The sequence below is a fragment of the Pseudomonas sp. GW821-FHT10C09 genome, assembly GCF_059415465.1.
Genome location: NZ_JBWKNG010000004.1, coordinates 1 through 23,296, shown reverse-complemented (window position 1 = coordinate 23,296; position 23,296 = coordinate 1). Strand labels below are relative to the sequence as shown.

The 23,296-nt window shown below is 61.2% G+C and carries 21 protein-coding genes; 13 read left to right on the top strand and 8 right to left on the bottom strand.

All coding sequences use genetic code 11. The features are described 5' to 3' along the window. Window positions 1-238: 238 nt before the first annotated feature. The gene (locus tag AC07N8_RS04625; RefSeq protein ID WP_493141835.1) at window positions 239-1,255 is read right to left on the bottom strand and encodes an AraC family transcriptional regulator; all 1,017 of its coding nucleotides are present in this window, start codon (window positions 1,253-1,255) and stop codon (window positions 239-241) included. 234 nt (window positions 1,256-1,489) lie between these two features. On the opposite strand from AC07N8_RS04625, the gene efeU reads away from it, so the two are divergent. The 5 genes from efeU (at window position 1,490) to AC07N8_RS04600 (ending at window position 7,116) form a co-directional block, all read left to right on the top strand. Continuing rightward, entirely contained in the window at window positions 1,490-2,329 is an 840-nt protein-coding gene (efeU, locus tag AC07N8_RS04620; protein ID WP_483842307.1) for an iron uptake transporter permease EfeU, read from the top strand. Between the two features lie 8 nt (window positions 2,330-2,337). Continuing rightward, entirely contained in the window at window positions 2,338-3,537 is a 1,200-nt protein-coding gene (efeO, locus tag AC07N8_RS04615) for an iron uptake system protein EfeO (protein WP_493141837.1), read from the top strand. An 18-nt stretch (window positions 3,538-3,555) separates the two neighbouring features. Further along, the gene (gene efeB, locus AC07N8_RS04610; RefSeq protein WP_493141839.1) at window positions 3,556-4,854 is read left to right on the top strand and encodes an iron uptake transporter deferrochelatase/peroxidase subunit; all 1,299 of its coding nucleotides are present in this window, start codon (window positions 3,556-3,558) and stop codon (window positions 4,852-4,854) included. 24 nt (window positions 4,855-4,878) lie between these two features. Beyond that, window positions 4,879-5,703 carry an iron uptake system protein EfeO gene (gene efeO / locus AC07N8_RS04605; protein WP_483842310.1) on the top strand — a complete coding sequence of 275 codons (825 nt, stop codon included), beginning with the start codon at window positions 4,879-4,881 and terminating at the stop codon, window positions 5,701-5,703. Between the two features lie 195 nt (window positions 5,704-5,898). Further along, window positions 5,899-7,116, top strand: a complete 1,218-nt coding sequence (locus tag AC07N8_RS04600) for an MFS transporter (protein WP_483842311.1) — start codon at window positions 5,899-5,901, stop codon at window positions 7,114-7,116. Here the strand turns inward: AC07N8_RS04600 and pssA are convergent. Further along, window positions 7,073-8,416: a CDP-diacylglycerol--serine O-phosphatidyltransferase gene (pssA, locus tag AC07N8_RS04595; protein ID WP_123431717.1), complete on the bottom strand. Its 1,344-nt coding sequence runs from the start codon at window positions 8,414-8,416 to the stop codon at window positions 7,073-7,075. The genes AC07N8_RS04600 and pssA overlap by 44 nt on opposite strands. Before the next feature lie 216 nt (window positions 8,417-8,632). Here pssA and AC07N8_RS04590 point away from each other — a divergent pair, with 216 nt between their 5' ends. Together AC07N8_RS04590 and AC07N8_RS04585 are read left to right on the top strand one after the other, a co-directional pair. Further along, window positions 8,633-9,196, top strand: a complete 564-nt coding sequence (locus tag AC07N8_RS04590) for a TetR/AcrR family transcriptional regulator (RefSeq protein ID WP_483842313.1) — start codon at window positions 8,633-8,635, stop codon at window positions 9,194-9,196. Between the two features lie 56 nt (window positions 9,197-9,252). Continuing rightward, window positions 9,253-9,729: a nuclear transport factor 2 family protein gene (locus AC07N8_RS04585; protein ID WP_140669239.1), complete on the top strand. Its 477-nt coding sequence runs from the start codon at window positions 9,253-9,255 to the stop codon at window positions 9,727-9,729. Window positions 9,730-9,841: 112 nt separating this feature from the next. Here the strand turns inward: AC07N8_RS04585 and sfnG are convergent, their stop codons facing one another. Continuing rightward, a complete protein-coding gene (gene sfnG, locus AC07N8_RS04580) occupies window positions 9,842-10,936 on the bottom strand; it encodes a dimethylsulfone monooxygenase SfnG (RefSeq protein ID WP_493141843.1) in 1,095 nt (364 codons plus the stop codon). A 251-nt stretch (window positions 10,937-11,187) separates the two neighbouring features. Here sfnG and AC07N8_RS04575 point away from each other — a divergent pair, with 251 nt between their 5' ends. After that, window positions 11,188-11,967, top strand: coding sequence for a TSUP family transporter (locus tag AC07N8_RS04575; RefSeq protein ID WP_140669240.1), 780 nt, complete (start codon window positions 11,188-11,190; stop codon window positions 11,965-11,967). Here the strand turns inward: AC07N8_RS04575 and nudC are convergent. From nudC to AC07N8_RS04560, 3 genes are all read right to left on the bottom strand, one after another. Further along, a complete protein-coding gene (gene nudC, locus AC07N8_RS04570) occupies window positions 11,935-12,765 on the bottom strand; it encodes an NAD(+) diphosphatase (RefSeq protein WP_493141845.1) in 831 nt (276 codons plus the stop codon). The genes AC07N8_RS04575 and nudC overlap by 33 nt on opposite strands. Before the next feature lie 6 nt (window positions 12,766-12,771). Continuing rightward, complete coding sequence (locus tag AC07N8_RS04565; protein WP_483842317.1) at window positions 12,772-13,584, bottom strand: crotonase/enoyl-CoA hydratase family protein; 813 nt, start codon at window positions 13,582-13,584, stop codon at window positions 12,772-12,774. Window positions 13,585-13,802: 218 nt separating this feature from the next. Next, a complete protein-coding gene (locus tag AC07N8_RS04560; RefSeq protein ID WP_493141848.1) occupies window positions 13,803-14,576 on the bottom strand; it encodes a class I SAM-dependent methyltransferase in 774 nt (257 codons plus the stop codon). Between the two features lie 158 nt (window positions 14,577-14,734). Here AC07N8_RS04560 and AC07N8_RS04555 point away from each other — a divergent pair, with 158 nt between their 5' ends. Genes AC07N8_RS04555 through AC07N8_RS04545 form a run of 3 tightly spaced genes read left to right on the top strand, consistent with a single transcriptional unit; the run spans window position 14,735 to window position 16,594 of the window. Continuing rightward, a complete protein-coding gene (locus tag AC07N8_RS04555; RefSeq protein ID WP_493141850.1) occupies window positions 14,735-15,277 on the top strand; it encodes a tetratricopeptide repeat protein in 543 nt (180 codons plus the stop codon). A 55-nt stretch (window positions 15,278-15,332) separates the two neighbouring features. Then, window positions 15,333-15,830 (top strand): RNA polymerase sigma factor, encoded by a 498-nt coding sequence (locus tag AC07N8_RS04550; RefSeq protein ID WP_081743930.1) that lies wholly within the window; start codon window positions 15,333-15,335, stop codon window positions 15,828-15,830. Continuing rightward, a complete protein-coding gene (locus tag AC07N8_RS04545) occupies window positions 15,827-16,594 on the top strand; it encodes an anti-sigma factor family protein (RefSeq protein WP_493141852.1) in 768 nt (255 codons plus the stop codon). Before AC07N8_RS04550 ends, AC07N8_RS04545 begins: the two co-directional genes overlap by 4 nt. A 58-nt stretch (window positions 16,595-16,652) precedes the next feature. Here AC07N8_RS04545 and AC07N8_RS04540 read toward each other — a convergent pair whose 3' ends face one another. Both AC07N8_RS04540 and AC07N8_RS04535 read right to left on the bottom strand, forming a co-directional pair. Continuing rightward, a complete protein-coding gene (locus AC07N8_RS04540) occupies window positions 16,653-17,954 on the bottom strand; it encodes an ATP-binding protein (protein WP_483842321.1) in 1,302 nt (433 codons plus the stop codon). 4 nt (window positions 17,955-17,958) lie between these two features. Continuing rightward, complete coding sequence (locus AC07N8_RS04535; protein ID WP_123431727.1) at window positions 17,959-18,660, bottom strand: response regulator; 702 nt, start codon at window positions 18,658-18,660, stop codon at window positions 17,959-17,961. Window positions 18,661-18,953: 293 nt separating this feature from the next. On the opposite strand from AC07N8_RS04535, the gene AC07N8_RS04530 reads away from it, so the two are divergent. Together AC07N8_RS04530 and AC07N8_RS04525 are read left to right on the top strand one after the other, a co-directional pair. Next, window positions 18,954-20,111 carry an efflux RND transporter periplasmic adaptor subunit gene (locus AC07N8_RS04530; protein ID WP_483842322.1) on the top strand — a complete coding sequence of 386 codons (1,158 nt, stop codon included), beginning with the start codon at window positions 18,954-18,956 and terminating at the stop codon, window positions 20,109-20,111. Between the two features lie 14 nt (window positions 20,112-20,125). Next, the gene (locus tag AC07N8_RS04525; RefSeq protein WP_493141855.1) at window positions 20,126-23,224 is read left to right on the top strand and encodes a multidrug efflux RND transporter permease subunit; all 3,099 of its coding nucleotides are present in this window, start codon (window positions 20,126-20,128) and stop codon (window positions 23,222-23,224) included. Window positions 23,225-23,296: the final 72 nt, after the last annotated feature.

Below are 23,296 nucleotides of genomic sequence, written 5' to 3'. Positions count from 1 at the left end.
TCTGTATTTTTATTAGGTTGGGGGAACCGTAAAAACCAGGGAAATACTCGCTCTGTGGGCAGAACGGGGCAATGGTCAAAGTTATCAAGTTGCGTGACTGCTTTGGCCAAGGTTCAGCAGGTGTGGTGGCAGGGATGTCCCCTTCGCGAGCAGGCTCGCTCCCACAGGGGGAGTGCATTCCAAATGTGGGAGCGAGCCTGCTCGCGAAGGGGCCAGACTGAACGACACAAAATCCGGATCAGTGCGCTTCGTTCAGAATCAGGCTGCGATAATGCCCCGGATTGGACCCCGACCACTTGCGGAACGCCTTGTAGAACGAGCTGGCATCGGCAAATCCCAACCGCGTCGCAATCTCGGCAAAGCTGATGTTCGGCTCGGCCAGCCAAACGATCGCCAGCTCCTTGCGCACGCTGTCCTTGAGCCCTTGATAGGTCTGCCCTTCTTCAGCCAAGCGCCGGCGCAAGGTCGAGGCGGACATGCACAGTTGCTGTGCCAGCGGCTCGGTTTCCGGCCAGCGTTCTGCGGGCAACTGGCGCAAATCCTGTTTGATGCGGCTCGCCAGGCTCTCGGGGTCGCGGTACTTGACCAGAATATTGGCTGGCGCATGAGCCAGGAAACGCTTGAGCTCCTCCGGGCTGCGCTTGATCGGAAAACCCAGGCAGTCGGCCGAGAAAATCATCCGCGTGCGCGGCCGGTCAAAGCGCAGGTTCTGCGAGAACATCACCTGATAGTCGCCGCAAAAATCCGGTTCCGGGCAGCGCAATTCGACAGCCAGGATAGGAATTCGCCGCCCGGCCAGCCAACAGGCCACGCCATGGACGATCATCCAGTAGGTGAAATAGGTGAAGGCGCGGCGCGGGTCCTGGTCGTCCTCCAGCAGCACGATTTCGGCCAGGCTTTGTTGGCGAACCAATTGCGCGGGCAGGTGTTCGAGCATCAACGACAGAAAGCTCAACCCCGAGGTTAAACCGGCGGCGAGGCTCGGCTGGACCATCGAGCAGCGGCACAGGAACTCCAGGCTGCCGGATTTGAGCTTGCGCGGGTCCATGCCAAAAAATTCGTCATCGCCGCGCCGGGCCAGCAAGCGCCAGAGCCGCGCATAGGCGGTGGCCGGAACACGGGCATCGGTGGTTTGCAGCCAGGCCGGATCGATGCCGACCTTGTTCAACACCTCATCGGTGGCCTGGCCGGGGGCGCAACTTTGCAGCAGCGCTTCGCGCACCAGTTGAATGGAGATGGTGTCTTTTTCCGACATTGAGCGCGGTGAGCCCTGTTGTTTTTTTGAGTGCGGGCATCTTACCGCAGCCCGCTTGAGCAAAGGAGATCCCCTGTGGAAGGAGCCCCCCTGTGGGAGCACCGGGTGGATCAGGGGAATGGGTGATGTTCAGGCTCGTTCAGGTTAGGTTCAGGTAAATGGCAATCAACCCCATATGGGAATGAGTGTCATTATGTTACAAATTAGCACCCTATCTAATTCCACCGGTGCTGAATGCTCGTCCCTTTCCTGATCATGCTGCGCGAAGGCATTGAAGCCGCGTTGATCGTTGGCATCATCGCCAGCTACCTCAAGCAAACCGGCCGTGGCCAGTGGATGCCCGCCGTGTGGATCGGAGTGTTCCTCGCCGCCGCCCTGGCCCTGCTGGTGGGCGGTGGCCTGGAGCTGGTCAGTGCCGAGTTTCCGCAGAAACAACAAGAGCTGTTTGAAGGTGTGGTCGGTCTGGTGGCCGTCGGCATTCTCAGTTCCATGGTGTTCTGGATGCGCAAAGTGGCGCGTTCGATCAAGCATTCCTTACATGTATCCCTTGATCACGCGCTGACCGGTTCCAGAAACCAGGTGTTCGCGCTGATCGCCATGGTGTTTTTCGCCGTGGCCCGGGAAGGCCTGGAGACAGTGTTTTTCCTGCTCGCCGTGTTCCAGCAAAGCGAAGGCCCCGCCGCACCCATCGGCGCCCTGCTCGGTCTGGTCCTGGCCATCGTCATCGGTTTCCTCATCTACACCGGCAGCATGCGCCTGAACCTCAGCGCGTTTTTCCGCTGGACCGGGTTGTTCATCCTCGTAGTCGCCGCCGGCATTCTCGCCAACTCGGTGCAGGCGCTGCATGAGGCCGGGCTGTGGAATCACCTGCAAAGCGTGCTGTTCGACGTCAGCGCCACGCTGCCGATGGACGGCCCGCTGGGCTCGGTGTTGGCCGGCATGTTCGGCTATCAGGACGCGCCAACCGTCAGCACCCTCGGCGCTTATCTGATTTACCTGGTGGTGGCGCTGGTGATGTTTTTTCTCCCGGCCCCGCCGCCCGCTAAACAGTCTTCTTCCGTTTCCAGTCAGTAAGGGCTTTCATGTCAACGCCTACTCCAAACGTGGCCGCACCTTCCAGGGCATTGCGCTGGGCGGTGGCCGGTTCGGTGATCGTGATGATCGCTGCCGGCGGCCTGTTCTACTACGCCTCGAAAATGGCCGCGGCCAAGCGTCAGGCCAACCATGACGAAATCGTGGTGAACATCCACCCGCACAGCTGCGAACCGAATGCGCTGACGGTCCCGGCCGGTCGCGCCAGTTTCCGCATCGTCAACCGCTCGGACCGCGCCGTTGAATGGGAAATCCTCGACGGTGTGCTGGTGCTCGAAGAGCGCGAGAACATCGCACCAGGCCTGAGCCAGGTGATCAACGCCAACCTTGTGCCCGGTGACTACACCATCACCTGCGGCTTGCTCAGCAACCCGCGCGGCACCTTGCACGTGACCCCGACGGCCGCGTCCGACGCCGCCGCCAAGGCCAAACCATCGATGGTCGCGTTCATCGGGCCGCTGTCGGAGTTTCGTGTGTACCTGAGCAGCCAGGGCACTGCGCTGATCAAGGCGACCACCGCCCTTGAGCAAGCGATCGAAGCCGGCGACCTGAGCCAGGCGCAAGCCTTGTACGTGCCGGCCCGTGCCGCGTATCAACGCATCGCCCCGGCCGCCCAGCGCCTGGCCGAACTGGACAACGCGATCAACGCCCGCGCCGATTATTTCGAAAAACGCGAACAGGACCCGGCCTTCGTCGGCTTCCATCGCCTGGAATATGCGCTGTTCCAGCAACGCAACCTCGACGGTCTGACGCCGGTTGCGCTACGCCTGACCCGCGATGTCACCACGCTCAAACAGCAACTGCTGGCCGAGCCGCTGCCGCCGGAACAACTGGTGAACATTGTGGTGCGCAACCTCAACACCCTCGCCGATGTACGCGCCAGTAGCGGTGAGGAAGAACGCTACAGCCACACCGACCTCAACGGTTTCGCCGCCAACCTCGACGTCGCGCGCAAAGTCGTCGAGCTGTTGCGACCGATGCTGAGCAAGTCCGCCGCTGACGTGCTGCCGAAGATCGACAGCGCCCTCACCGCCTTCGACAGCGAACTCAATGGCCTCAAAGTCAAGGATGGCTACGCCAGCTACGACAGCGTCAGTGCCGAGCAGCGCAAACAGATTGCCGACAAGGCCCAGGCACTGGCCGACGCCCTCGACACCATCGATCCCGCCCTTGGCCTGTCCGGCCTGTAAGCAGAAGACGACATTCAGATGAACGATTCAGAGCAATTCAACCTCCAGCGTCGCCGGGTCTTGATGGGCATGGGCGCCGCCGGCGTGGCACTGGCCGGCACCGCCCTGAGCTGCCCGGCGATGGCCGCCAGCCCCGCGCAAGTCACCGAAGCGCCGAGCAGCGACAAGACCGAGGACCGCCATGCGTTCCATGGCAAATACCAGACTGGCATCGTCACCCCGCGCCCGGCCTCCGGCATGCTGGTGTCGTTTGATGTGTTGGCCAGTGACCGCGAAGACCTCGAGCGCCTGTTTCGTACCCTCAACGAGCGCATTGCGTTTTTGATGAAGGGCGGCCCGGTGACCCAGGTCGATCCGAAATTGCCGCCGGTGGATTCCGGGATTCTCGGCCCAGTGGTGACCCCGGACAACCTGACCATCACCGTCTCGGTGGGCGAGTCGCTGTTCGATGAGCGTTTTGGTCTGGCGGGCGTCAAGCCCAAACGCCTGATCCGCATGGTCGGCTTCCCCAACGATGCGCTGGAAGCTGACTGCTGCCACGGCGACCTGAGCTTGCAGTTCTGTTCCAACACCACTGACACCAACATCCACGCCCTGCGCGACATCGTGAAAAACCTCCCGGATTTGCTGCTGGTGCGCTGGAAGCAGGAAGGCAGCGTGCCGCCGCAAGCCCCGGCGAAACCGGGTGTTCCGGCACAGAGCGCGCGCAACTTCCTCGGTTTCCGCGACGGTTCGGCGAATCCGGATTCCAACAACGCCAAGACCATGGATAGCATCGTCTGGGTCCAGCCTGGCAGCGATGAACCGGCCTGGGCGGCGAATGGCAGCTATCAAGCGGTGCGGATCATCCGCAACTTCGTTGAGCGCTGGGACCGCACGCCGTTGCAGGAACAGGAAAGCATCCTCGGACGCGTCAAAAGCTCCGGAGCCCCCATGGGCGGCGCCCATGAAACCGAGGTTCCGGACTACGCCAAGGACCCGGAAGGCAAACTGACCAAACTCGACGCGCACATCCGCCTGGCCAACCCGCGCACCGCCGCGACCCAGGCCAACCTGATTCTGCGCCGGCCGTTCAACTACTCCAATGGCGTGAACAAGAACGGTCAGCTCGACATGGGCCTGCTGTTCATCTGTTACCAGGCCGATCTGGAAAAAGGCTTCATTACCGTACAAACCCGACTGAACGGCGAACCGCTGGAGGAATACCTCAAGCCCGTCGGCGGCGGCTATTTCTTCACCCTGCCGGGTGTCACGGGCGATCAGGATTTCATCGGTCGCTCGCTGCTGGACGCCACCCATTCAACAACCACCGCATAACAACTCCCAACACGGAACCGCCCCATGAAAAAGTCGCCCCTCGCTTTGCTGCTGACCCTTGGCTTGCTCAACCCTGCGCTTTCAGCGTTCGCGGCGACAGCGCCGTTGGACCTGGTGGGGCCGGTGTCGGACTACAAGATCTACGTCACCGAACAACTGGACGAACTGGCCAGCCACACCCAGCAATTCACCGACGCGGTGAAAAAAGGTGACCTGGCCACCGCGCAAAAGCTCTACGCCCCGACCCGCGTCTACTACGAGTCGATCGAGCCAATTGCCGAGCTGTTCAGTGACCTGGACGCATCCATCGACTCCCGTGTCGACGACCACGAAAAAGGCGTGAAAGCTGAAGACTTCACCGGTTTCCACCGCATCGAATACACGCTGTTCTCGGAGAAAAGCACCCAGGGCCTGGGCGACCTCGCCGACGGACTGAACAAAGACGTCAAGGACCTGCAAACCCGCGTGGCCGGCCTGACCTTCCCGCCTGAGAAAGTCGTCGGCGGCGCCGCGGCGTTGCTGGAAGAAGTGGCGGCGACCAAGATCTCCGGCGAAGAAGACCGTTACAGCCACACCGACCTGTATGACTTCCAGGGCAACGTCGACGGCGCGAAGAAAATAGTTGATTTGTTCCGTCCGCAGATCCAGAAGCAGGATGCAGCGTTCATCGCCAAGGTCGACAAGAACTTCGCGACCGTGGACAAGATCCTGGCCAAGTACAAGACCAAGGACGGTGGTTTCGAAACGTATGACAAAGTGAAAGAGAGCGACCGTAAAGCGCTGGTTGGGCCGGTGAATACGTTGGCTGAAGATTTGTCGACGTTGCGCGGAAAGCTCGGTTTGAACTGAGGTTTTTGTAGCGTCTGGGCTGTCCCCTTCGCGAGCAGGCTCGCTCCCACAGGGGGTTTGTGTCGTTCACAAATCCAGTGTGGGAGCGAGCCTGCTCGCGAAGGCATTATCACTACCACCGATATTCCCCCCGCCTTTCCCATACCCGCGCTACCATCCCCCGCAAACAACAAAAGCTCACGGAAGACTCACCTCATGACCACCCCCGCCTTCGACCTGCGCCCATTAATGGTCGCCAACATGGCCTGCTCCATGTCGATGATGGCGTTTGTCTCGCTGATCGGCCCGATTGCCCGGGTGCTGGGCCTGGCCACGTGGCAGGCTGGTGCGGCGGTGACGGTGTCCGGGGTGATCTGGATGCTGTTGGCCCGTCCGTGGGGCCAGGCCAGCGACCGCTATGGCCGGCGCCGTATTCTGCTGATCGCCACCGCCGGTTTCACCCTCGCCTATTGGGCCTTGTGCCTGTTCATCGACGCTTCATTGCGATTCTTGCCATCCGCGTTGCTGGGGTTCATCGGCTTGATGATCGGCCGTGGCTTGATCGGCGTGTTCTATGCCGCGATCCCGGTGGGAGGCAACGCGCTGATCGCCGACAACATCGAACCGCAGCACCGCGCCAAAGCCATGGCCGCGTTGGGCGCCGCCAACGCCTGTGGCCTGGTGATCGGGCCGGCCATCGCTGCGTTGCTCTCGCGTTTCAGTTTGAGCCTGCCGTTCTACGCCATGGCTGTCCTGCCGTTGCTGGCCTTTCTGGTGTTGCGCTTCAAGCTCAAGGGCCAGGAATTGCACCTGCGGCAAGTTCCGCGCAAGGTGCACCTGAATGATCCGCGCCTGCGCCGGCCCATGGCGGTCGCGTTTGTGGCGATGTTGTGTGTGTCGATTGCGCAGATCACCGTCGGCTTCTTCGCCCTCGACCGGCTCGGCATGAGCCCGGCCGACGCCGCGCAAACGGCGGGCATTGCCCTGACCATGGTCGGGTTCGCACTGATCTGTTCGCAACTGGTGGTGCGCCGACTGGAATGGCCGCCGCTGCGGTTGATCCGCGCGGGTGCACTGGTGGCGTCCGTGGGATTTGCCGGCAGCATCCTGGCAAATACCGCGTGGGGCTTGTGGCTGTGCTTTTTCGTGTCGGCGGGCGGGATGGGGCTGATCTTTCCGTCGTTCGCAGCGCTGGCGGCAAACGCCGTGGACGCTTCGGAGCAAGGCGCGACGGCGGGCTCCATCGGCGCTGCGCAAGGCTTTGGCGTGGTCATCGGGCCACTGGCAGCCACATTGATCTATGACCTCGAACCGCGCCTGCCCTATCTGGTGGCCGCGGCGTTACTGCTGCTGGTGGCCCTGTGGCCAAAGCCCCCGGCAGCGCGCAGCCTTACAGAATCCGATAGAGCAACCGCTCGATCCGCACCCGACTGACGCGCGTGAGGAACTTGGCCACGGCCGGCGGGTAGTCCAGCAGCGTTTCGAGGTCCTGGTAACGCTCGATGCGCTTTGTGTTCTGGAAAATCTCCACCAGCTCAGCCTTGCGGGGCTCGAGCAACTCGCCTTTCGGGTCATCGATCAGCAGCGCGTTTTCCAGGTCGAGACGGAACGCGCGCGGGTTGAGGTTGTTGCCGGTCAGCAAGGTGTAGCGCTGGTCGATCCACATGCCTTTGAGGTGATAGGTGTTGTCGCCGTCACGCCACAAATGCAGGTTCAACTTGCCGCTGTCGATGCTGTGTTGATGGCGTTTGGCAAAACGTCGCAGGCTGATTTCGTAGAGATACGGCAGCGCCGCAATTACCTTGAACGGCTCGCTCGGCGGGATATAGAAGTCGTTGGCGGTCTTGTCACCGACCACAATGTCGACCTTCACCCCCCGGCCCAGCGCCCGGTTGATTTCCCGGGTCACCGCCAGCGGCAGGTTGAAGTACGGCGTGCAAATGGTCAGTTGATGCTGGGCGCTGGCGATCAGCTCGCAAATCACCCGGTTCAATGGATTGTTCTTGCCCACACCGAGCAAGGGACTGACGCACAAACCACCTTTGAGCGTGGTGCCCGCCGTGGTGTCGTAGGCCGCGTGCTTGAGACGGCTGCGCAGGTCGCCGATGTCATTGCGCAGGCTGCGGGTGGTCGGCAGGTTCGGCAAGTCGAGACGGTGCACGGCTTTGGACGCGATGAAACCGTGCTGGATCAGGTGCTGCATGGAGTTGGCCAGCGCCTGGTTCTGCAGCACGTGATAACGGTCGAAGCGGTATTTGTCGAACTTGTGCAGGTACACGTTGTTCAGGCTCGCGCCGCTGTAGATCACGCAGTCATCGATGACGAAGCCTTTCAAATGCAGCACGCCGAACAGCTCGCGGGTCTGCACCGGCACGCCATACACCGGCACTTCACTGGCGTGGGTGCGGGTCGCTTCCTGATACCACGCCGAGTTGCCCGGTTGCTTGCCAGCACCAATCAAGCCGCGCTGGGCACGCAGCCAGTCCACCACCACGACCACGTCCAATTGCGGACGCGCCAGTTTGGCGGCGTGCAAGGCATCGAGGATTTCCTGGCCGGCTTCGTCCTGTTGCAGGTACAGCGCGACGATATAGATGCGGTGCGTGGCCTGGGCGATTTTCTCCAGCAGGCAACGACGAAACTCGGCAGCGCCGGAAAGGATGGTGACGGCATCGGCGGTCAGCGGAAAACTGCGCAGTTTGGGCAGCAGAGAGCGTTTGAAAAGCGACGGCATAGGGCTCGCAATGGGTCGAATCCGGAGAATTCAAGAGCTTACACCATGGATCGGTTCGGGTCTTGTTACTGTCTGTAATACCGCCTTCGCGAGCAGGCTCGCTCCCACATTTGAAATGCACTCTCCTGTGGGAGCGAGCCTGCTCGCGAAGAGGCCATAACCAACAATGAAAATTTTAAGTTGACCATGGAGAACGAACGTTCTACTGTTCGCCACATGAACGAATTAACCAGCAACACCACACGCGACATCATTCTGGATGTCACCGAAAAGTTGATCTATAAAAGTGGCATCGCGGCCACCGGCATGGACCTTCTGGTGAAAACCGCCGGCGTCTCCAGAAAAAGTATCTACCGCTACTTCGCCAACAAGGAGGAGCTGACCGTCGCGGCCCTGCAACGCCGCGACGTGCGCTGGATGCACTGGTACAAAACCGCCGTCGATCAGGCTGAAACACCGGCCGATCGTCTGCTCAATCTGTTTACCGTGCTCAAAGCCTGGTTCGCCTCCGAAGGCTTCCGCGGCTGCGCCTTCATCAACACCAGCGGCGAAACCGGCGACCCGCAAGATCCGGTCCGCCTCGTCGCCAAGGAACACAAACAGAAGCTGCTCGACTACGTACGCGAGCTCTGCACCGAACATGGCGCCACCGATCCGGAGAAGACGGCCAGACAGCTGCTGATCCTGATCGACGGCGCCATTACCGTGGCGCTTGTCATGGGTGATCACAGTGCCGCCGATAATGCGCAATGCATGGCGCGAAAGTTATTGGACCTGTAACACTTTATATAAGCGCTACAACGTGTTTGAACTTTACTTTTATTGGGAGACTTTACATGTCTAACGCTGAAGTTCGTCCGCCATTGCCCCCTTTCACCCGCGAGTCGGCCATCGAAAAAGTTCGCCTGGCCGAAGACGGCTGGAACTCTCGCGACCCGCAACGGGTGTCGCTGGCCTACACGCTGGACACCAAATGGCGTAACCGCGCCGAGTTCGCCTACAACCGCGAAGAAGCCAAAGGTTTCCTGACCCGCAAATGGGCCAAGGAACTGGATTACCGCCTGATCAAGGAACTCTGGGCCTTCACCGGCAACCGCATCGCCGTGCGCTATGCCTATGAATGGCACGACGACTCGGGCAACTGGTTCCGGTCCTACGGCAACGAGAACTGGGAATTTGATGAAAACGGGCTGATGGCTAACCGGTTTGCCTGCATCAACGACCTGCCGATCAAGGAAAGCGAGCGCAAGTTCCACTGGCCGCTGGGACGTCGGCCGGATGATCATCCGGGGCTGTCTGACCTGGGCCTGTAAATTCAAACTGTAGGAGTGAGCCTGCTCGCGATGGCTGAGTGTCAGTCGATACATACTTGACTGATACACCTCAATCGCGAGCAGGCTCACTCCTACAGGGGTTTTGTGCGGGTTATGCGGCTACGGTGGCTGGTTTGGATTGAGCCTTGGCCTCTAACTCCCGCACCAACGGCAACACGCGCTGGCCGAAATATTCCACCTCTTCCTGAAAATGCAGAAACCCCGCCAACACCAGGTCCACGCCCACCGCCTTCAGTGCCACGATCCGCTCGGCAATCTGTTGCGGCGTGCCAATCAGGTTGGTCTTGAAGCCATCGTTGTATTGCACCAGATCTTCAAATGTCGACTTCGCCCAGTTGCCCTCACCTTCCGGCGATGCCTTGCCCGCTTGTTTCGCCGCTTCGCCAAAGGCATTCACCGCGTCTGGATCGGCCTGATCGATGATTTGTGCCAGCACCGCCCTTGCCTCTTCTTCGGTGTCCCGAGCGATGACAAACGCATTCACGCCGATTTTCACCGAATGATTATTCTCGGCAGCCTTCACGCGGATATCGTCGACTTGCGCCTTGATGCCTTCTGGGGTGTTGCCGTTGGTGAAGTACCAATCCGACACCCGCGCCGCCATGTCTCGGGCGGCACGCGAGCTGCCGCCCTGAAAGATTTCCGGCTGGCCCAGCGGCTTGGGTTTGAGGCTGTAGTTGTCGAAACGGTAGAAGTCGCCGCGAAAGGTGAAGTTGTCCTGGCTCCAGATGCCCTTGAGCGAACGTATGAACTCCTCGGAACGGCGATATCGCTCGTCGTGCTCCAGCCAATGCTCGCCAATCGCCTGAAACTCACCTTTGAACCAGCCGCTGACGATGTTCACCGCGACTCGTCCATTGGTCAGTTGATCGATGGTCGCCAACTGCTTGGCCGCCAGCGCCGGTTGCCACGGGCCGGGCAGGATCGCGGCGATCACTTTGAGTGTGGTGGTGGCGGCCAGCAGCGCGTGACTGAAGGCAACCGACTCATGCTGGTATTCGGCGCCGTAACCGGCCGTGAAGCGGATTTGGGTCAGGGCGTATTCGAACCCCGCGGCTTCGGCCAGTTGCGCCAGTTTGCGGTTGTAGTCGATGCCCCAGTGGGTGCGTTGCTCGATCTTGCTGACCACCAGCCCGCCGCTGACGTTCGGCACCCAGTAGGCAAATTTGACGGCTTGCTGACTCATTGGCGTGTCCTCGGGACTCAGGGATGTGCCAAGGGTTAGAGCAGCAACCGTGCCAGTGCTGAAATGGTGGTTTTGCGGGGTTTTCAGGGGGATTGGCTGTCAGGCATCAGGGCGATTTGTCGATGCACTGTTGGTGGGGCAACAGATTGAGTGGATGGGGCCAGACCGGTCGCCGCAACGTCCGGATCTAGGTAAGATACCGCCCCTTCCCCGCAGCCCCTTTCCTGCACCCCGCCGAATAAGCCGATTCCATGCCTTTCGAACTCAGCGTTGACCTCACCACCCTGGCCATTCTGGCCGTCGTTGCCTTTATTGCCGGTTTCATCGACGCGATTGCCGGAGGTGGCGGCTTGCTCACCACGCCGGCACTGCTCACCGCTGGCCTGCCGCCGCACCTGGTGCTGGGCACCAACAAGTTGAGTTCGACCTTCGGTTCGGCCACCGCCAGCTTCACCTTCTACCGGCGCAAGCTGTTCCATCCGCGGCAGTGGGTGCATGCCATCGTCGGCACCCTTGTCGGTGCATTGACCGGTGCCATCGTCGCGCATTACTTGCCCGCCGAGTGGCTGAACAAAATGCTCCCGGTGATCGTCTTCGCCTGCGGCGTGTACCTGTTGTTCGGTGGCACACCCAAGGCTCCGCTGGACAGCGATGCACCGATCAAGAAAAAGTGGCAATCGACCCAAGGCTTCAGCCTCGGTTTCTACGACGGTGTGGCCGGTCCCGGTACTGGCGCATTCTGGACCGTCAGCACGCTGCTGATGTACCCCATCGACCTGGTGAAGGCCAGCGGCGTGGCGCGCAGCATGAACTTCGTCAGCAACATTGCGGCGCTGTCGGTGTTTGTGTTTTCCGGGCAGGTGGACTGGATCATCGGCCTGAGCATGGGCGTGTCGGTGATGGCCGGCGCATTCTTTGGGGCTCGCACCGCCATCAGCGGCGGCGCGAAGTTCATCCGTCCGGTGTTTATCACCGTGGTGCTGGGATTGACCGTGCGCTTAGCCTGGCAGCACTGGTTCAGCGTGGCCTAAGCGCCGCGCCACATAGACGTCGATCAGGTAACGGGCAATCGAGCGCGACGCCGGCAACGGCGGTAGCGCGTGGACGTTGAACCACTGGGCGTCCTCGATTTCGTCTTCCTGACAGACGATCTCGCCGCCGGCGTACTCGGCATGGAAGCCGAGCATCATCGAATGCGGGAACGGCCAGCACTGGCTGCCCAGGTACTGGATGTTCTTGACCTCGATCTGCACTTCCTCGCGAACCTCACGAATCAGACAGTCCTCGGCCGACTCACCCGGCTCGGCAAACCCGGCCAACGTGCTGTAGACCCCGCTGACAAAACGCGGCGAACGCGCCAGAAGCACTTCATCGCCACGGGTTACCAGCACGATCATGCTCGGCGAGATCCGTGGGTAATAGCGCAAATCACACGGCTCGCAGTACATCGCCCGCTCACGCGGAACCTGCGTCGCCGCCTGCCCACAGTTGCCGCAAAAGCGATGCTCGCGGTACCAGGTGCCAATTTGCGCGGCATAGCCGAGCACCTTGTACACCGTGTGATCGCCCTCGAGCATGAACGCGCGCAGGCCTTTCCAGTTGCAACCCGCCACCTCGCTGGCACTGCGCAGTTCCAGCAGGTAGACCGGCTCACCGTCGAGATGGCCAATGCCGTGTTCGGCGAGAATCGACAAGTCCTGGCGCTTGAGCCATTCACGCGGGAACAGCGCGCCATTGTCATCGAACAGGAAGCCTTCGGGGCTACGGGCCACGGCCCAGCCGCCGGGTAGGTCGGTGTCCAGTACTGCGGTGGTCCAGCGTGAAGTCATGTTTAATCAGTCCAGAAATTCGGGTTTCTGTTTGCTCATATGGGCGGCCATGGCCACGCGCAAATCAGTGGATTGCAGCATGGCGGCGTTCCAGGTGGCGACGTATTCGAGGCCGTCGTCGATGCGGTGGTCACGCATGTAGCTGATCATCTCTTTGGTGCCGGTGACCGCAATCGGCGACTTGCTGGCGATTTCCCGGGCAATGCCCATGACGCCATCCAGCAGACTGGCACTGTCGCTGTAAACGCGATTGACCAGGCCGATGCTGCGCGCTTCCTCGGCGCCAAACGTGCGACCAGTGTAAGCCAGTTCACGCAGCATGCCGTCACCGATGATACGCGGCAAGCGTTGCAAAGTGCCTACATCCGCCGCCATGCCGATGTCGATTTCCTTGATCGAGAATTGTGCGTCTTCGGCGGCGTAACGCATGTCACACGCAGCGATCAGATCAATCGCGCCACCCAGGCAATAGCCCTGAATTGCCGCCAGCACTGGCTTGCGGCAATTATCGACGGCATTGAACGACGCTTGCAGGGCGAGGATCTTGCGGCGCAGCAGACGTGCATTGCGGCCGACGTCCTTACCCAGTTCATTGGCCACGCCGGCCAGCATCATCAGATCGATGCCGGAAGAGAAATGCTTGCCGGCGCCGCTGAGCACCACCACACGCGCTTCATCGGTGTCGTCGATCCACTGGAAAATCTCGATGATCTCGCTCCAGAACGCGGCGTTCATCGAGTTGATCTTTTCCGGACGGTTGATCTGCACATGGGCGATGTTGTCGGCGAGTTCGACGGTGAACGCTGTGTACTGAGACATGGCAGTGATCCTTTTACCGGGCAAAAAATGAGGTCCGGACTATAACAAGGCATGGGCGGGGGGAGTAAGGCAGTGGTTCGGCCAAAAGCGGGACTGGCTTCAAGTTCTTTGGTGTCCGGGCTGGCCCCTTCGCGAGCAGGCTCGCTCCCACATTGGATTTATGGCGTTCACAAATCCCCTGTGGGAGCGAGCCTGCTCGCGAAGGCCGCACCGCCGATCTAACTGCCCTTCACCGCGACAAACGCCGCCGTCTCATAAGGCACCGTCACCACATCCCGCCCACGCAACGCCGGCTCCCCGGCAATCAACGCCCGAACCTGCTCATCCACCTTCGCCCGCTGCGCCTGCGGCAGCGCCGCAATAAAACTGGTTGAACGCACCCGATTGAAAATCACATCCTCAGGCGCCCCTGTATGACCATGGCTGAAATGCTGCGCCCGCAACGGCCCGAACGCCGGATGAGGAAACGCCCGACGCCAGGCACCGGTGTAATAACGTGGCGTATCGCCTTCCAGCGCATTGACGATCGCATCCAGTTTCGGCACCCAACTCACCTTGGTATCGCGCACGTTCCACACCAACCCCAACCGCCCGCCAGGTTTCAGGACTCGGGCAATTTCGGTCAGCGCTTCAGCGCTGGCAAACCAGTGAAAGGCCTGGGCGCAGACCACCACGTCCACGCAGGAATCCGGCAGCGGCAGGTCCATGGCGGTGCCGCTCACGGCCAACACCTCGGGATAGGCCAGGGAAAGTTTTTCCAGCATCTGCGGTACGGGCTCGACGGCAATCACCTGAGCCCCGGTCGCCAACAAGCGGCCAGTGAATTTGCCGGTGCCAGCGCCAAGATCGATCACGGTGCTGTCCGCGTTCAAGCCCAGCGTACCGGTCAACCAGTCGGCCACGGCCGGCGGATAGTCCGGGCGGCCGCGAACATAGGTGTCGGCGCCGGTTTTGTATCCCGCCGCTGCAGAATGATGAACGTGGTCTTTCATGGCAGTTCTCCGCTGGACAACGAATGCTGTCGAGCATAGCGCCAAGGTTTAAGCTTTCCTCGTAATGATCGCCAGAAAGAAATGAATAATTGTTCACGCTGCGGTGTTCTTGTATCAGCACCCCGAACGATCGTGGATCAAACCCTGGAGCCTTGCCCATGAACCTGCGTTTTGCTGTTTTCACCGCCCCGCTGCTGCTTGCCGGTTGTCTGACGGCAGCACTGACCAGTTCCCTGGCCCTGGCCCATGGCGACGAAGATGAGCCCGCCAAACCAAACTGCCCGAAAGGCCAGGCTTTTGATTCCAAGTCGCAAAAGTGCCTGAAGCAGACCAGCAGTCTGCTGCCGGATGCCGACCGCACCAATTACGCCTATCGTCTGGCCAAGGACGGTCGCTACGAAGAAGCCCTGGCCCTGCTCGATACGCTGAAAGAACCGAACACCGCCAAAGCCTTGAACTATCGCGGCTACGCTACGCGTAAACTTGGGCGCACCGACGAAGGCATCGGTTATTACCTGCAATCGGTCAAACTCGACCCGCAGTATGCGCAAGTGCGCGAGTACCTCGGCGAGGCGTATGTGATCAAAGGCCGGCTGGATCTGGCGCAAGAGCAGTTGCAGCACATCAAATCGATTTGCGGCAGCACCTGCGAGGAATACCAGGACCTGGCCGAAGCGATAAACGAATCATCGAAAACCTGACACCGAATAAACGACGGAGGTCGCTATCGCCAGCGATCAGGCAATACGGGCAGAACTGGGCCAACATCTGGCGCGTTTGTGGCGCTATGGCTTGCTGCTGTCCCGGCAACGGCATGTGGCTGAAGACCTGGTGCAGGCGACCTGCGTGCGGGCGCTGGAGCGTGCCGGACAGTTTGTCCCCGGCACGCGCATGGACCGCTGGCTGCTGAGCATTCTGCATTCGATCTGGCTCAACGAAGTGCGCGCGCGACGGGTGCGTCAGGGGCAAGGATTGGTAGACGCAGAAAGCCAGTTATCGTTTGACGGCGAGCACGCGGCGCAAACCCATGTGCGCGCAGCCCAGGTGATTCGGCGTGTCGACGCGTTGCCCGAAGCCCAGCGCGAAACGGTGTACCTGGCGTACGTCGAAGGTTTGTCGTACCGCGAAGTCGCCGAGGTGCTGCAAGTACCCGTCGGGACGGTCATGAGCCGGCTCGCCGCTGCACGAGTGAAACTGGCCGAATATCCACCGCTGCACGCTGTACCGAACCCTTCCTCGGGAGAACGTCGATGAACGACCGCGCCACACCCTCAGACGAGCAACTCGTGGCCTACCTCGACGACCAGCTCGATGCCGAGCAACGCGCCCGCATCGACACGGCCATCACCGAGGATTCGACGCTCAACCTGCGCCTGCAATGGCTGGCCCGCAGCAGCCTGCCGTTCAAGGACGCGTTTGCCCAATTGTCGCAACAGGCGCCCATGGATCGTTTGCAGTCCATGCTCGACACCTTGCCATCGCCGGAACGCCCGTCGATGGATCGTCGCTGGTTTCTGGCGGCCGCGGCCGGGTTGGTGGCCACCAGCGTGGTGGCGGACCGCTTGTTCCTCGGCTGGCAATTGAGCCAGGAAAAGCACAATTGGCGCGGGTTGGTGGCGGATTACATGGCCCTCTACGTGCCAGAAACCCTGGAGCACTTGCCCAGCGATGAGGCCACCCAACTTGCGCAACTGCGCTCCATCGATACGCGCCTGGGCCTGAACCTTGCGCCCGCGAAGCTGACCTTGCCGCGCTCTGAGTTCAAGCGCGCGCAAATCCTCGAATACGATGGTGTGCCGATTGCCCAGATCACCTACCTGGACCCGGCGAATGGCCCGATGGCGCTGTGCGTCACGCTCTCCAACAGCGGCAGCCGACACTTCGCCCGTGAGCGTCGGCACGGCATGAACGTCGTGTATTGGGCGGACATGGAGCACGCGTGGATGCTGATCGGGCACAACCCGGCGGCGGAGCTCGAAGACATGGCGAAGTTATTACGATCCCGGCTTAGTACCTAGTTCTGCGCGTTCCTGTGGCGAGGGAGCTTGCTCCCTCGCCACAAAGGTCGGTGCTGGATCAGGGTTGGGTGGGCAGCCATAACCGGAACCGTGCGCCGCCCAGTGGCGATGGTTCAACCGTCAACGTGCCGCCCTGCGCCTCCAGCGCCCGACGGCTGATCGCCAGCCCCAAACCAAACCCGCCCGTGGCCCTGTCCCGACTGCGGTCCAGCCGATAGAACGGCTCGAAAATCCGCTCCCGCTCGTCATCCGGAATGCCGATCCCGTCGTCATCCACCCAGATCTCACAGCCCTTCGCACACACCTGCACGCCAACCTGAATGCGTTTTTCGCAATAACGCATGGCGTTGCGCAGCAGGTTCTGGATCGCGCGGGCGGTCAGGCGCGGGTCGAGCGTGAAGCGTTCAAGTTGGCCGTGAAGCAGCACATCCATGACGATGTGCGGCGATTCCAGCTCTTCATCAACGCTGCCCAGAATGCTGTCGATAAACTCGTCCAGCGCCACTTCAACCTGCTCCGGCAGTTGCGCCGGGTTTTGCAGGCGGCTGTAGGACAGCAATTCCAGGACCAATTCATCCAGCTCACGGATGTGCGCGACCAACCCTTGCAAGCGCTCGCGACTGGTCACGGGCAAGTCATCGGACAGTGCCAGCGCCAGGCCGAAATCCAGGCGGGTCAGCGGCGTGCGCAGTTCGTGAGAGACAGCGTTAAGCAAGTCGCGCTGCTGATTCAGCAGGTTTTCGATGTCGCCGGCCATGGTGTCGAAGACATTGGCCAGGCTGCCGATGTTGGAGTGCCGGGAAATCCGTGTGCGTTCGCTCAGGTGGCCTTTGCCGAAACGCTCGGCGGTGCCTTTGAGTCGCTCCAGGTCGCGCCAGTGCGGGCGCAGCCACAGTAGCAGGCAGGCGAGCATGGTCGCCCCGATCAGCACGTTGATACTCCAGTACAACAGGCTGACGTCCATCGGGTCCGGCGGCACGATCATTTGCACCACCGTCTCCGCGTTCAGCGGCGCCACGGCCAGTGTGCGCCAGCCCCAGTCGCCGATGCGCACCACGTTTTCGCCGCTTTGCAGGCGTTCGCGCTCGTACAAAGTGAAGTCGGGGTCGTCATTGCGCGTCAACGCGATGTGCAGCGGGGCGAAATCCTTGTCCATCTCGACCGCCAACGCCGGCCACTGCGCTTCGGGCACGGCATGGAACTGTTTGACGATGAGGGTTTGCAAGCCGCGCGAATAGTCGAGGTTGTAAGTGACGAAGCGCTCGTGGAAGACCTTGATCACCAGGTCCGGCACCAGGTAAATCGCCGCGCTGAACGAGACGATAGTCACCAGATACAGACGAAACAGAATCCTGAACATCGTCTCAGCATTCCCACTCGGAACGGCTGAACAGGTAGCCCTTGCCCCATACCGTCTTGATCTTGCGCGCCTCGCCCGCGTGGTCGTCGAACTTGCGCCGCAACTTGGAAATCGCCACGTCCACCGAACGGTCGGTGCCGTTGAATTCGATACCGCGCAGACGTTGCAGGATCTGGTCGCGGCTCAGCACCTCGCCGGCATGCCGGGCAAGCACCACCAGCAGGTTGTACTCGCCGCTGGACAGTTCGACCAGTTGCTCACGCCAGGTCACGGTGCGCTCGGACAGATCGATGCACAGGTTGCCCATGAGGATGCGGTCGTTGGCCGTCTGTGGTTCGCCAAGGCTGCTGCGGCGCAACAAGGTGCGCACGCGGGCTAGCAGGACGCGGGGCTCGCAGGGCTTGGTGACGTAGTCGTCGGCGCCCATTTCCAGGCCCAGCACTTGATCGTGGCTGTCATCGCGGGCGGTGAGCATCAGGATCGGCAACGTCGCCGAATCCGCCCGCAGCAAGCGGCAGACTTGCAGGCCGTCGAGGCCCGGCAGCATCAGGTCGAGGATCACCAGGTCCGGCGGATTGACCCGCGCGCGTTCACGCACGTGGTCGCCACGGCTGATCACGCTGACCGAATAGCCGTTGCGTTCCAGGTAGCTGGCGATCAGTTCGGAGAGCGCGGAGTCGTCTTCGACCAGGAGGATGTTGGGCATGGGTGTTCCAGAAAGTGCTGTGGCGACTGGTAGATTGCTTTCGCGAGCAGGCTCGCTCCCACAGGGGATTGGGGATGTTCACGAAATTTGTGTCCACCTCAACTCCCTGTGGGAGCGAGCCTGCTCGCGAAAGCGGTCTACCCGTCGCAAAAAGTTTCAAGCTGCAAAGGATATACGCCCTCACCCCCGCCTGAGTAAAACCCTTACACAATTTCACACAGCACCAACAAAGCTTCACCGCTACCCTCCTCCGCTCCCCGTAGGATGCGGGTGGTCATTATTGGGGTAATTGCATGTCAAAGAATCTGTTCGCCACGCTCGGCCTGCTCGCACTGGCGCTGACGCTGAGCGCTTGTGACAAGTCCTCCACCGCCGAAGAACAGGCGCCGTTGGCCACCGTGCGCATCGAAACCATCGAAGCCCGCCCCCTGTCGATCACCAGCGAATTGAGCGGGCGGATTGCCGCGCCACGGATCGCCGAGGTTCGCGCCCGCGTCGCTGGCGTCGTGTTGCAACGCACCTTCAACGAAGGCAGCGATGTAAAAAAAGGCGACGTGCTGTTCCGTATCGATCCGGCCCCCTTCAAGGCTGACCTGGACAGCGCAGAAGCGGCGTTGCGCAAGGCCGAGGCCAATGCGTTTCAGGCTCGACTGCAGGAACAGCGCTATGCCCAGTTGATCGAAGGCAACGCCATCAGCGGCCAGGATTACGACAATGCGCGGGCCAATACCCGGCAAACTGCGGCCGATGTTGCCGCCAACAAAGCCGCCGTGGAACGGGCGAAACTGAACCTCGGTTATGCCACCGTCACCGCACCGATTTCCGGTCGAGTCGGCCGCGCGCTGGTGACCGAAGGCGCGCTGGTCGGGCAGAACGAAACCACGCCACTGGCGCTGATCCAGCAGCTCAATCCGATCCATGCCGACCTGACCCAGTCGACCCGCGAACTCAACGACCTGCGCCGCGCCTTCCGCTCAGGCCAGTTGCAGCAAGTCGGCCAGGGCCAGGCCAAAGCCACGTTGATCCAGGACGATGGCAGCCTCTACCCGCTGCCGGGCAAGCTGTTGTTCACCGACATCACCGTCGACCCGGGCACTGGCCAGATCATCCTGCGCAGCGAATTCCCCAACCCGGACCTCGACTTGCTGCCCGGCAGTTTCGTGCGGGTGCGTCTGGAGCAAGCGGTGAACCAGCAAGGCATCAGCGTGCCGCAACGGGCGATCCAACGCGACAGCGCGGGCATTGCTCATGTGTTGCTGCTGGACGCCGGGCAGCGCGTCGGCCTGCAACCGGTTGAACTGGGCGCGGTGCAGGACGATCGCTGGATCGTCACCGGCGGCCTCAAGCCTGGCGACCGCATCGTCACCGAAGGCCTGCAACACGCACGCCCCGGTGAGCAGGTGCAGATCGACAGTTCCCCTCTTCCACTTGCCCAGGTTTCTGGTCAGTAAGCAGGACGCTTTTTATGCCGCAGTTCTTTATTGATCGCCCGGTATTTGCCTGGGTGGTTGCCTTGTTCATCCTGCTGGCCGGTGCATTGGCCATTCCGCAGTTGCCGGTGGCGCAATACCCCGACGTCGCACCGCCGCAAATTGAAATTTACGCCCAGTACCCGGGCGCTTCGGCGCAGACCGTGGACGAGAGCGTGGTCAGCCTGATCGAGGAAGAACTCAACGGCGCCGACCATTTGCTGTATTTCGAATCGCAAAGCAGCCTCGGCAGCGCCACCATCAAGGCGACTTTCCAGCCGGGCACTGACCCGGAAATGGCTCAGGTCGATGTGCAAAACCGCCTGAAAGTCGTGGAATCACGGCTGCCACAAGCGGTCATTCAGCAAGGCCTGCAAGTCGAGAAAGTCTCCGCCGGTTTCCTGCTGCTGGTCACCCTCACCTCCAGCGACGGCAAACTCGATGACGTAGCGCTCAGCGATTACCTGGCGCGCAACGTGATGAACGAGATCAAGCGCCTGGACGGTGTCGGCAAGGCGCAGTTGTATGGCGCCGAACGGGCGATGCGCATCTGGATCGACCCGCAGAAGTTGATCGGTTTCAACCTGACCCCGGCGGACGTCAACGCCGCCATCGTCGCGCAGAACGCCCAGGTCTCCGCTGGCAGCATCGGCGACTTGCCGACCCGTACCACGCAGGAAATCACCGCGACCATTCTGGTGAAGGGCCAGTTGTCGACGCCGGAAGAATTTGCCGACATCGTGCTCAAGGCCAATCCCGACGGATCCACCGTGCGCATCGGCGATGTCGCGCGGGTTGAAATCGGCAGCCAGGAATACAACTTCTCCACCCGCCTGAACGGCAAGCCGTCGACCGCCGTCAGCGTGCAACTGGCCCCGGGCGCCAATGCCCTGAGCACCGCCACGCTAGTGCGCGCGAAGATGGATGAACTGGCGCGCTACTTCCCGGCCGGTGTGGAATACAAGATCCCGTACGACACCTCGCCTTTCGTCAAAGTCTCGATCACCAAAGTGGTTTACACCCTCGGCGAGGCGATGCTGCTGGTGTTTGCGGTGATGTTCCTGTTCCTGCAAAACATTCGCTACACGCTGATCCCGACGCTGGTGGTGCCGGTCGCGTTGATGGGCACGTTTGCAACCATGCTGGCGCTGGGCTTCTCGATCAACGTATTGACCATGTTCGGCATGGTGCTGGCCATCGGTATTCTGGTGGACGACGCCATTGTGGTGGTGGAGAACGTCGAACGGATCATGGCCACCGAAGGCCTGTCACCCAAGGAGGCGACGCGCAAGGCGATGACGCAGATCACCGGGGCAATCATCGGCATTACGCTGGTACTGGTGGCGGTGTTCATTCCGATGGCGTTCATGCAGGGCTCGGTCGGGGTGATTTACCAGCAGTTCTCGTTGTCGATGGCCACGTCGATCCTGTTCTCGGCATTCCTTGCGCTGACGCTGACCCCGGCGCTGTGTGCGACGTTGCTCAAGCCGATTGCCAAGGGGGAGCATCACGAAAAAACCGGCTTTTTTGGCTGGTTCAACCGTGGCTTTGAACGCTTGACCGAGCGCTATCAAGGCTGGGTCGCCTATGCGTTGAAACGCACCGGCCGATACCTGCTGATCTACGGTGTGCTGCTGATCGGTCTGGGTGTGTGTTTCAGTCGTCTGCCCTCCTCGTTCCTGCCGGTTGAGGATCAGGGTTACACCATCACCGACATTCAGCTGCCGCCGGGCGCGAGCAAGAACCGCACGGTGCAGGTGGTTGAGCAGATTGAAGCGCACAACGCCACTGAACCGGGCATCGGCGACAGCACGATCATTCTCGGCTTCAGTTTTTCCGGCAGCGGGCAGAACGCGGCGCTGGCATTTTCCACGCTCAAGGATTGGTCTGTACGCGGCAGTGACGACTCGGCGAGTTCGATTGCCGACCGGGCCAACATCGCGCTGAGTGAAATCAAGGACGCCGTAGTGTTCTCGGTTTTGCCGCCACCGGTTGATGGCCTTGGCACCTCCAGCGGTTTCGAGTTTCGTTTGCAGGACCGTGGTGGCCTCGGCCATGCCACGCTGATGCAGGCGCGCAGTGAACTTCTCGCAGCGGCTGAGAAGAGCCCGATCCTGATGAACGTTCGCGAAAGCGCCTTGGCCGAGGCACCGCAAGTGCAACTGGAGGTCGACCGCAAGCAAGCCAACGCGCTGGGCGTGTCCTTCGCCGACATCGGCAACGTGCTGTCCACGGCCGTCGGTTCGGCCTACATCAACGACTTCCCCAATCAGGGGCGGATGCAACGGGTGGTGGTGCAGGCCAAAGGTGATCAGCGCAGTCAGGTGGCTGATCTGCTGAAAATGCACGTACGCAACAGCAACGGAAAAATGGTGCCCCTGTCGGCCTTCGTCCAGGCCAAATGGACCCAGGGCCCGGCGCAACTGACGCGCTACAACGGTTACCCGGCGATTGCCATTTCCGGTGAGCCGTCGCCGGGGCACAGCACCGGTGAAGCCATGGCGGAAATCGAGCGCCTGGTGGCGCAAGGGCCGGCAGGGTTGGGTCAGGAATGGACCGGGTTGTCGCTGCAGGAACGCTTGTCCGGCAGTCAGGCGCCAATTCTGCTCGGCCTGTCGCTGCTGATCGTGTTCCTGTGCCTGGCGGCGCTGTATGAGAGCTGGTCGATTCCGACGTCGGTGCTGCTGGTGGTGCCGCTTGGTGTGCTCGGCGCGGTACTGGCCGTAACCTTTCGCGGCATGCCCAATGATGTGTTCTTCAAGGTCGGACTGATCACCATCATCGGCCTGTCGGCGAAAAACGCGATTCTGATCATCGAGTTCGCCAAGAGCCTGTATGACGAGGGGCATGACCTGATCGACGCCACCCTGCAAGCCGCACGGTTGCGGTTGCGACCGATTGTGATGACGTCGTTGGCGTTCATTCTGGGCGTGGTGCCCCTGGCGATTGCCACGGGCGCCAGCTCGGCGAGTCAACAGGCGATTGGCACCGGAGTGATTGGCGGGATGATTACGGCGACGTTGGCGGTGGTGTTTGTGCCGGTGTTTTTTGTGGTGGTGATGAAGCTCGTCCGCAAACGCCACAAGAACCTCTAACTAACAACACCGACCCAATGTGGGAGCGAGCCTGCTCGCGAAAGCGGTTGTACATTCAACACTGATGTTGGC

Coding starts and splice junctions, on each gene's coding strand:
- AC07N8_RS04625 (WP_493141835.1), bottom strand. CDS start 1,255: ATGTCGGAAAAAGACACCATCTCCATTCAACTGGTGCGCGAAGCGCTG.
- efeU (WP_483842307.1), top strand. CDS start 1,490: ATGCTCGTCCCTTTCCTGATCATGCTGCGCGAAGGCATTGAAGCCGCG.
- efeO (WP_493141837.1), top strand. CDS start 2,338: ATGTCAACGCCTACTCCAAACGTGGCCGCACCTTCCAGGGCATTGCGC.
- efeB (WP_493141839.1), top strand. CDS start 3,556: ATGAACGATTCAGAGCAATTCAACCTCCAGCGTCGCCGGGTCTTGATG.
- efeO (WP_483842310.1), top strand. CDS start 4,879: ATGAAAAAGTCGCCCCTCGCTTTGCTGCTGACCCTTGGCTTGCTCAAC.
- AC07N8_RS04600 (WP_483842311.1), top strand. CDS start 5,899: ATGACCACCCCCGCCTTCGACCTGCGCCCATTAATGGTCGCCAACATG.
- pssA (WP_123431717.1), bottom strand. CDS start 8,416: ATGCCGTCGCTTTTCAAACGCTCTCTGCTGCCCAAACTGCGCAGTTTT.
- AC07N8_RS04590 (WP_483842313.1), top strand. CDS start 8,633: ATGAACGAATTAACCAGCAACACCACACGCGACATCATTCTGGATGTC.
- AC07N8_RS04585 (WP_140669239.1), top strand. CDS start 9,253: ATGTCTAACGCTGAAGTTCGTCCGCCATTGCCCCCTTTCACCCGCGAG.
- sfnG (WP_493141843.1), bottom strand. CDS start 10,936: ATGAGTCAGCAAGCCGTCAAATTTGCCTACTGGGTGCCGAACGTCAGC.
- AC07N8_RS04575 (WP_140669240.1), top strand. CDS start 11,188: ATGCCTTTCGAACTCAGCGTTGACCTCACCACCCTGGCCATTCTGGCC.
- nudC (WP_493141845.1), bottom strand. CDS start 12,765: ATGACTTCACGCTGGACCACCGCAGTACTGGACACCGACCTACCCGGC.
- AC07N8_RS04565 (WP_483842317.1), bottom strand. CDS start 13,584: ATGTCTCAGTACACAGCGTTCACCGTCGAACTCGCCGACAACATCGCC.
- AC07N8_RS04560 (WP_493141848.1), bottom strand. CDS start 14,576: ATGAAAGACCACGTTCATCATTCTGCAGCGGCGGGATACAAAACCGGC.
- AC07N8_RS04555 (WP_493141850.1), top strand. CDS start 14,735: ATGAACCTGCGTTTTGCTGTTTTCACCGCCCCGCTGCTGCTTGCCGGT.
- AC07N8_RS04545 (WP_493141852.1), top strand. CDS start 15,827: ATGAACGACCGCGCCACACCCTCAGACGAGCAACTCGTGGCCTACCTC.
- AC07N8_RS04540 (WP_483842321.1), bottom strand. CDS start 17,954: ATGTTCAGGATTCTGTTTCGTCTGTATCTGGTGACTATCGTCTCGTTC.
- AC07N8_RS04535 (WP_123431727.1), bottom strand. CDS start 18,660: ATGCCCAACATCCTCCTGGTCGAAGACGACTCCGCGCTCTCCGAACTG.
- AC07N8_RS04530 (WP_483842322.1), top strand. CDS start 18,954: ATGTCAAAGAATCTGTTCGCCACGCTCGGCCTGCTCGCACTGGCGCTG.
- AC07N8_RS04525 (WP_493141855.1), top strand. CDS start 20,126: ATGCCGCAGTTCTTTATTGATCGCCCGGTATTTGCCTGGGTGGTTGCC.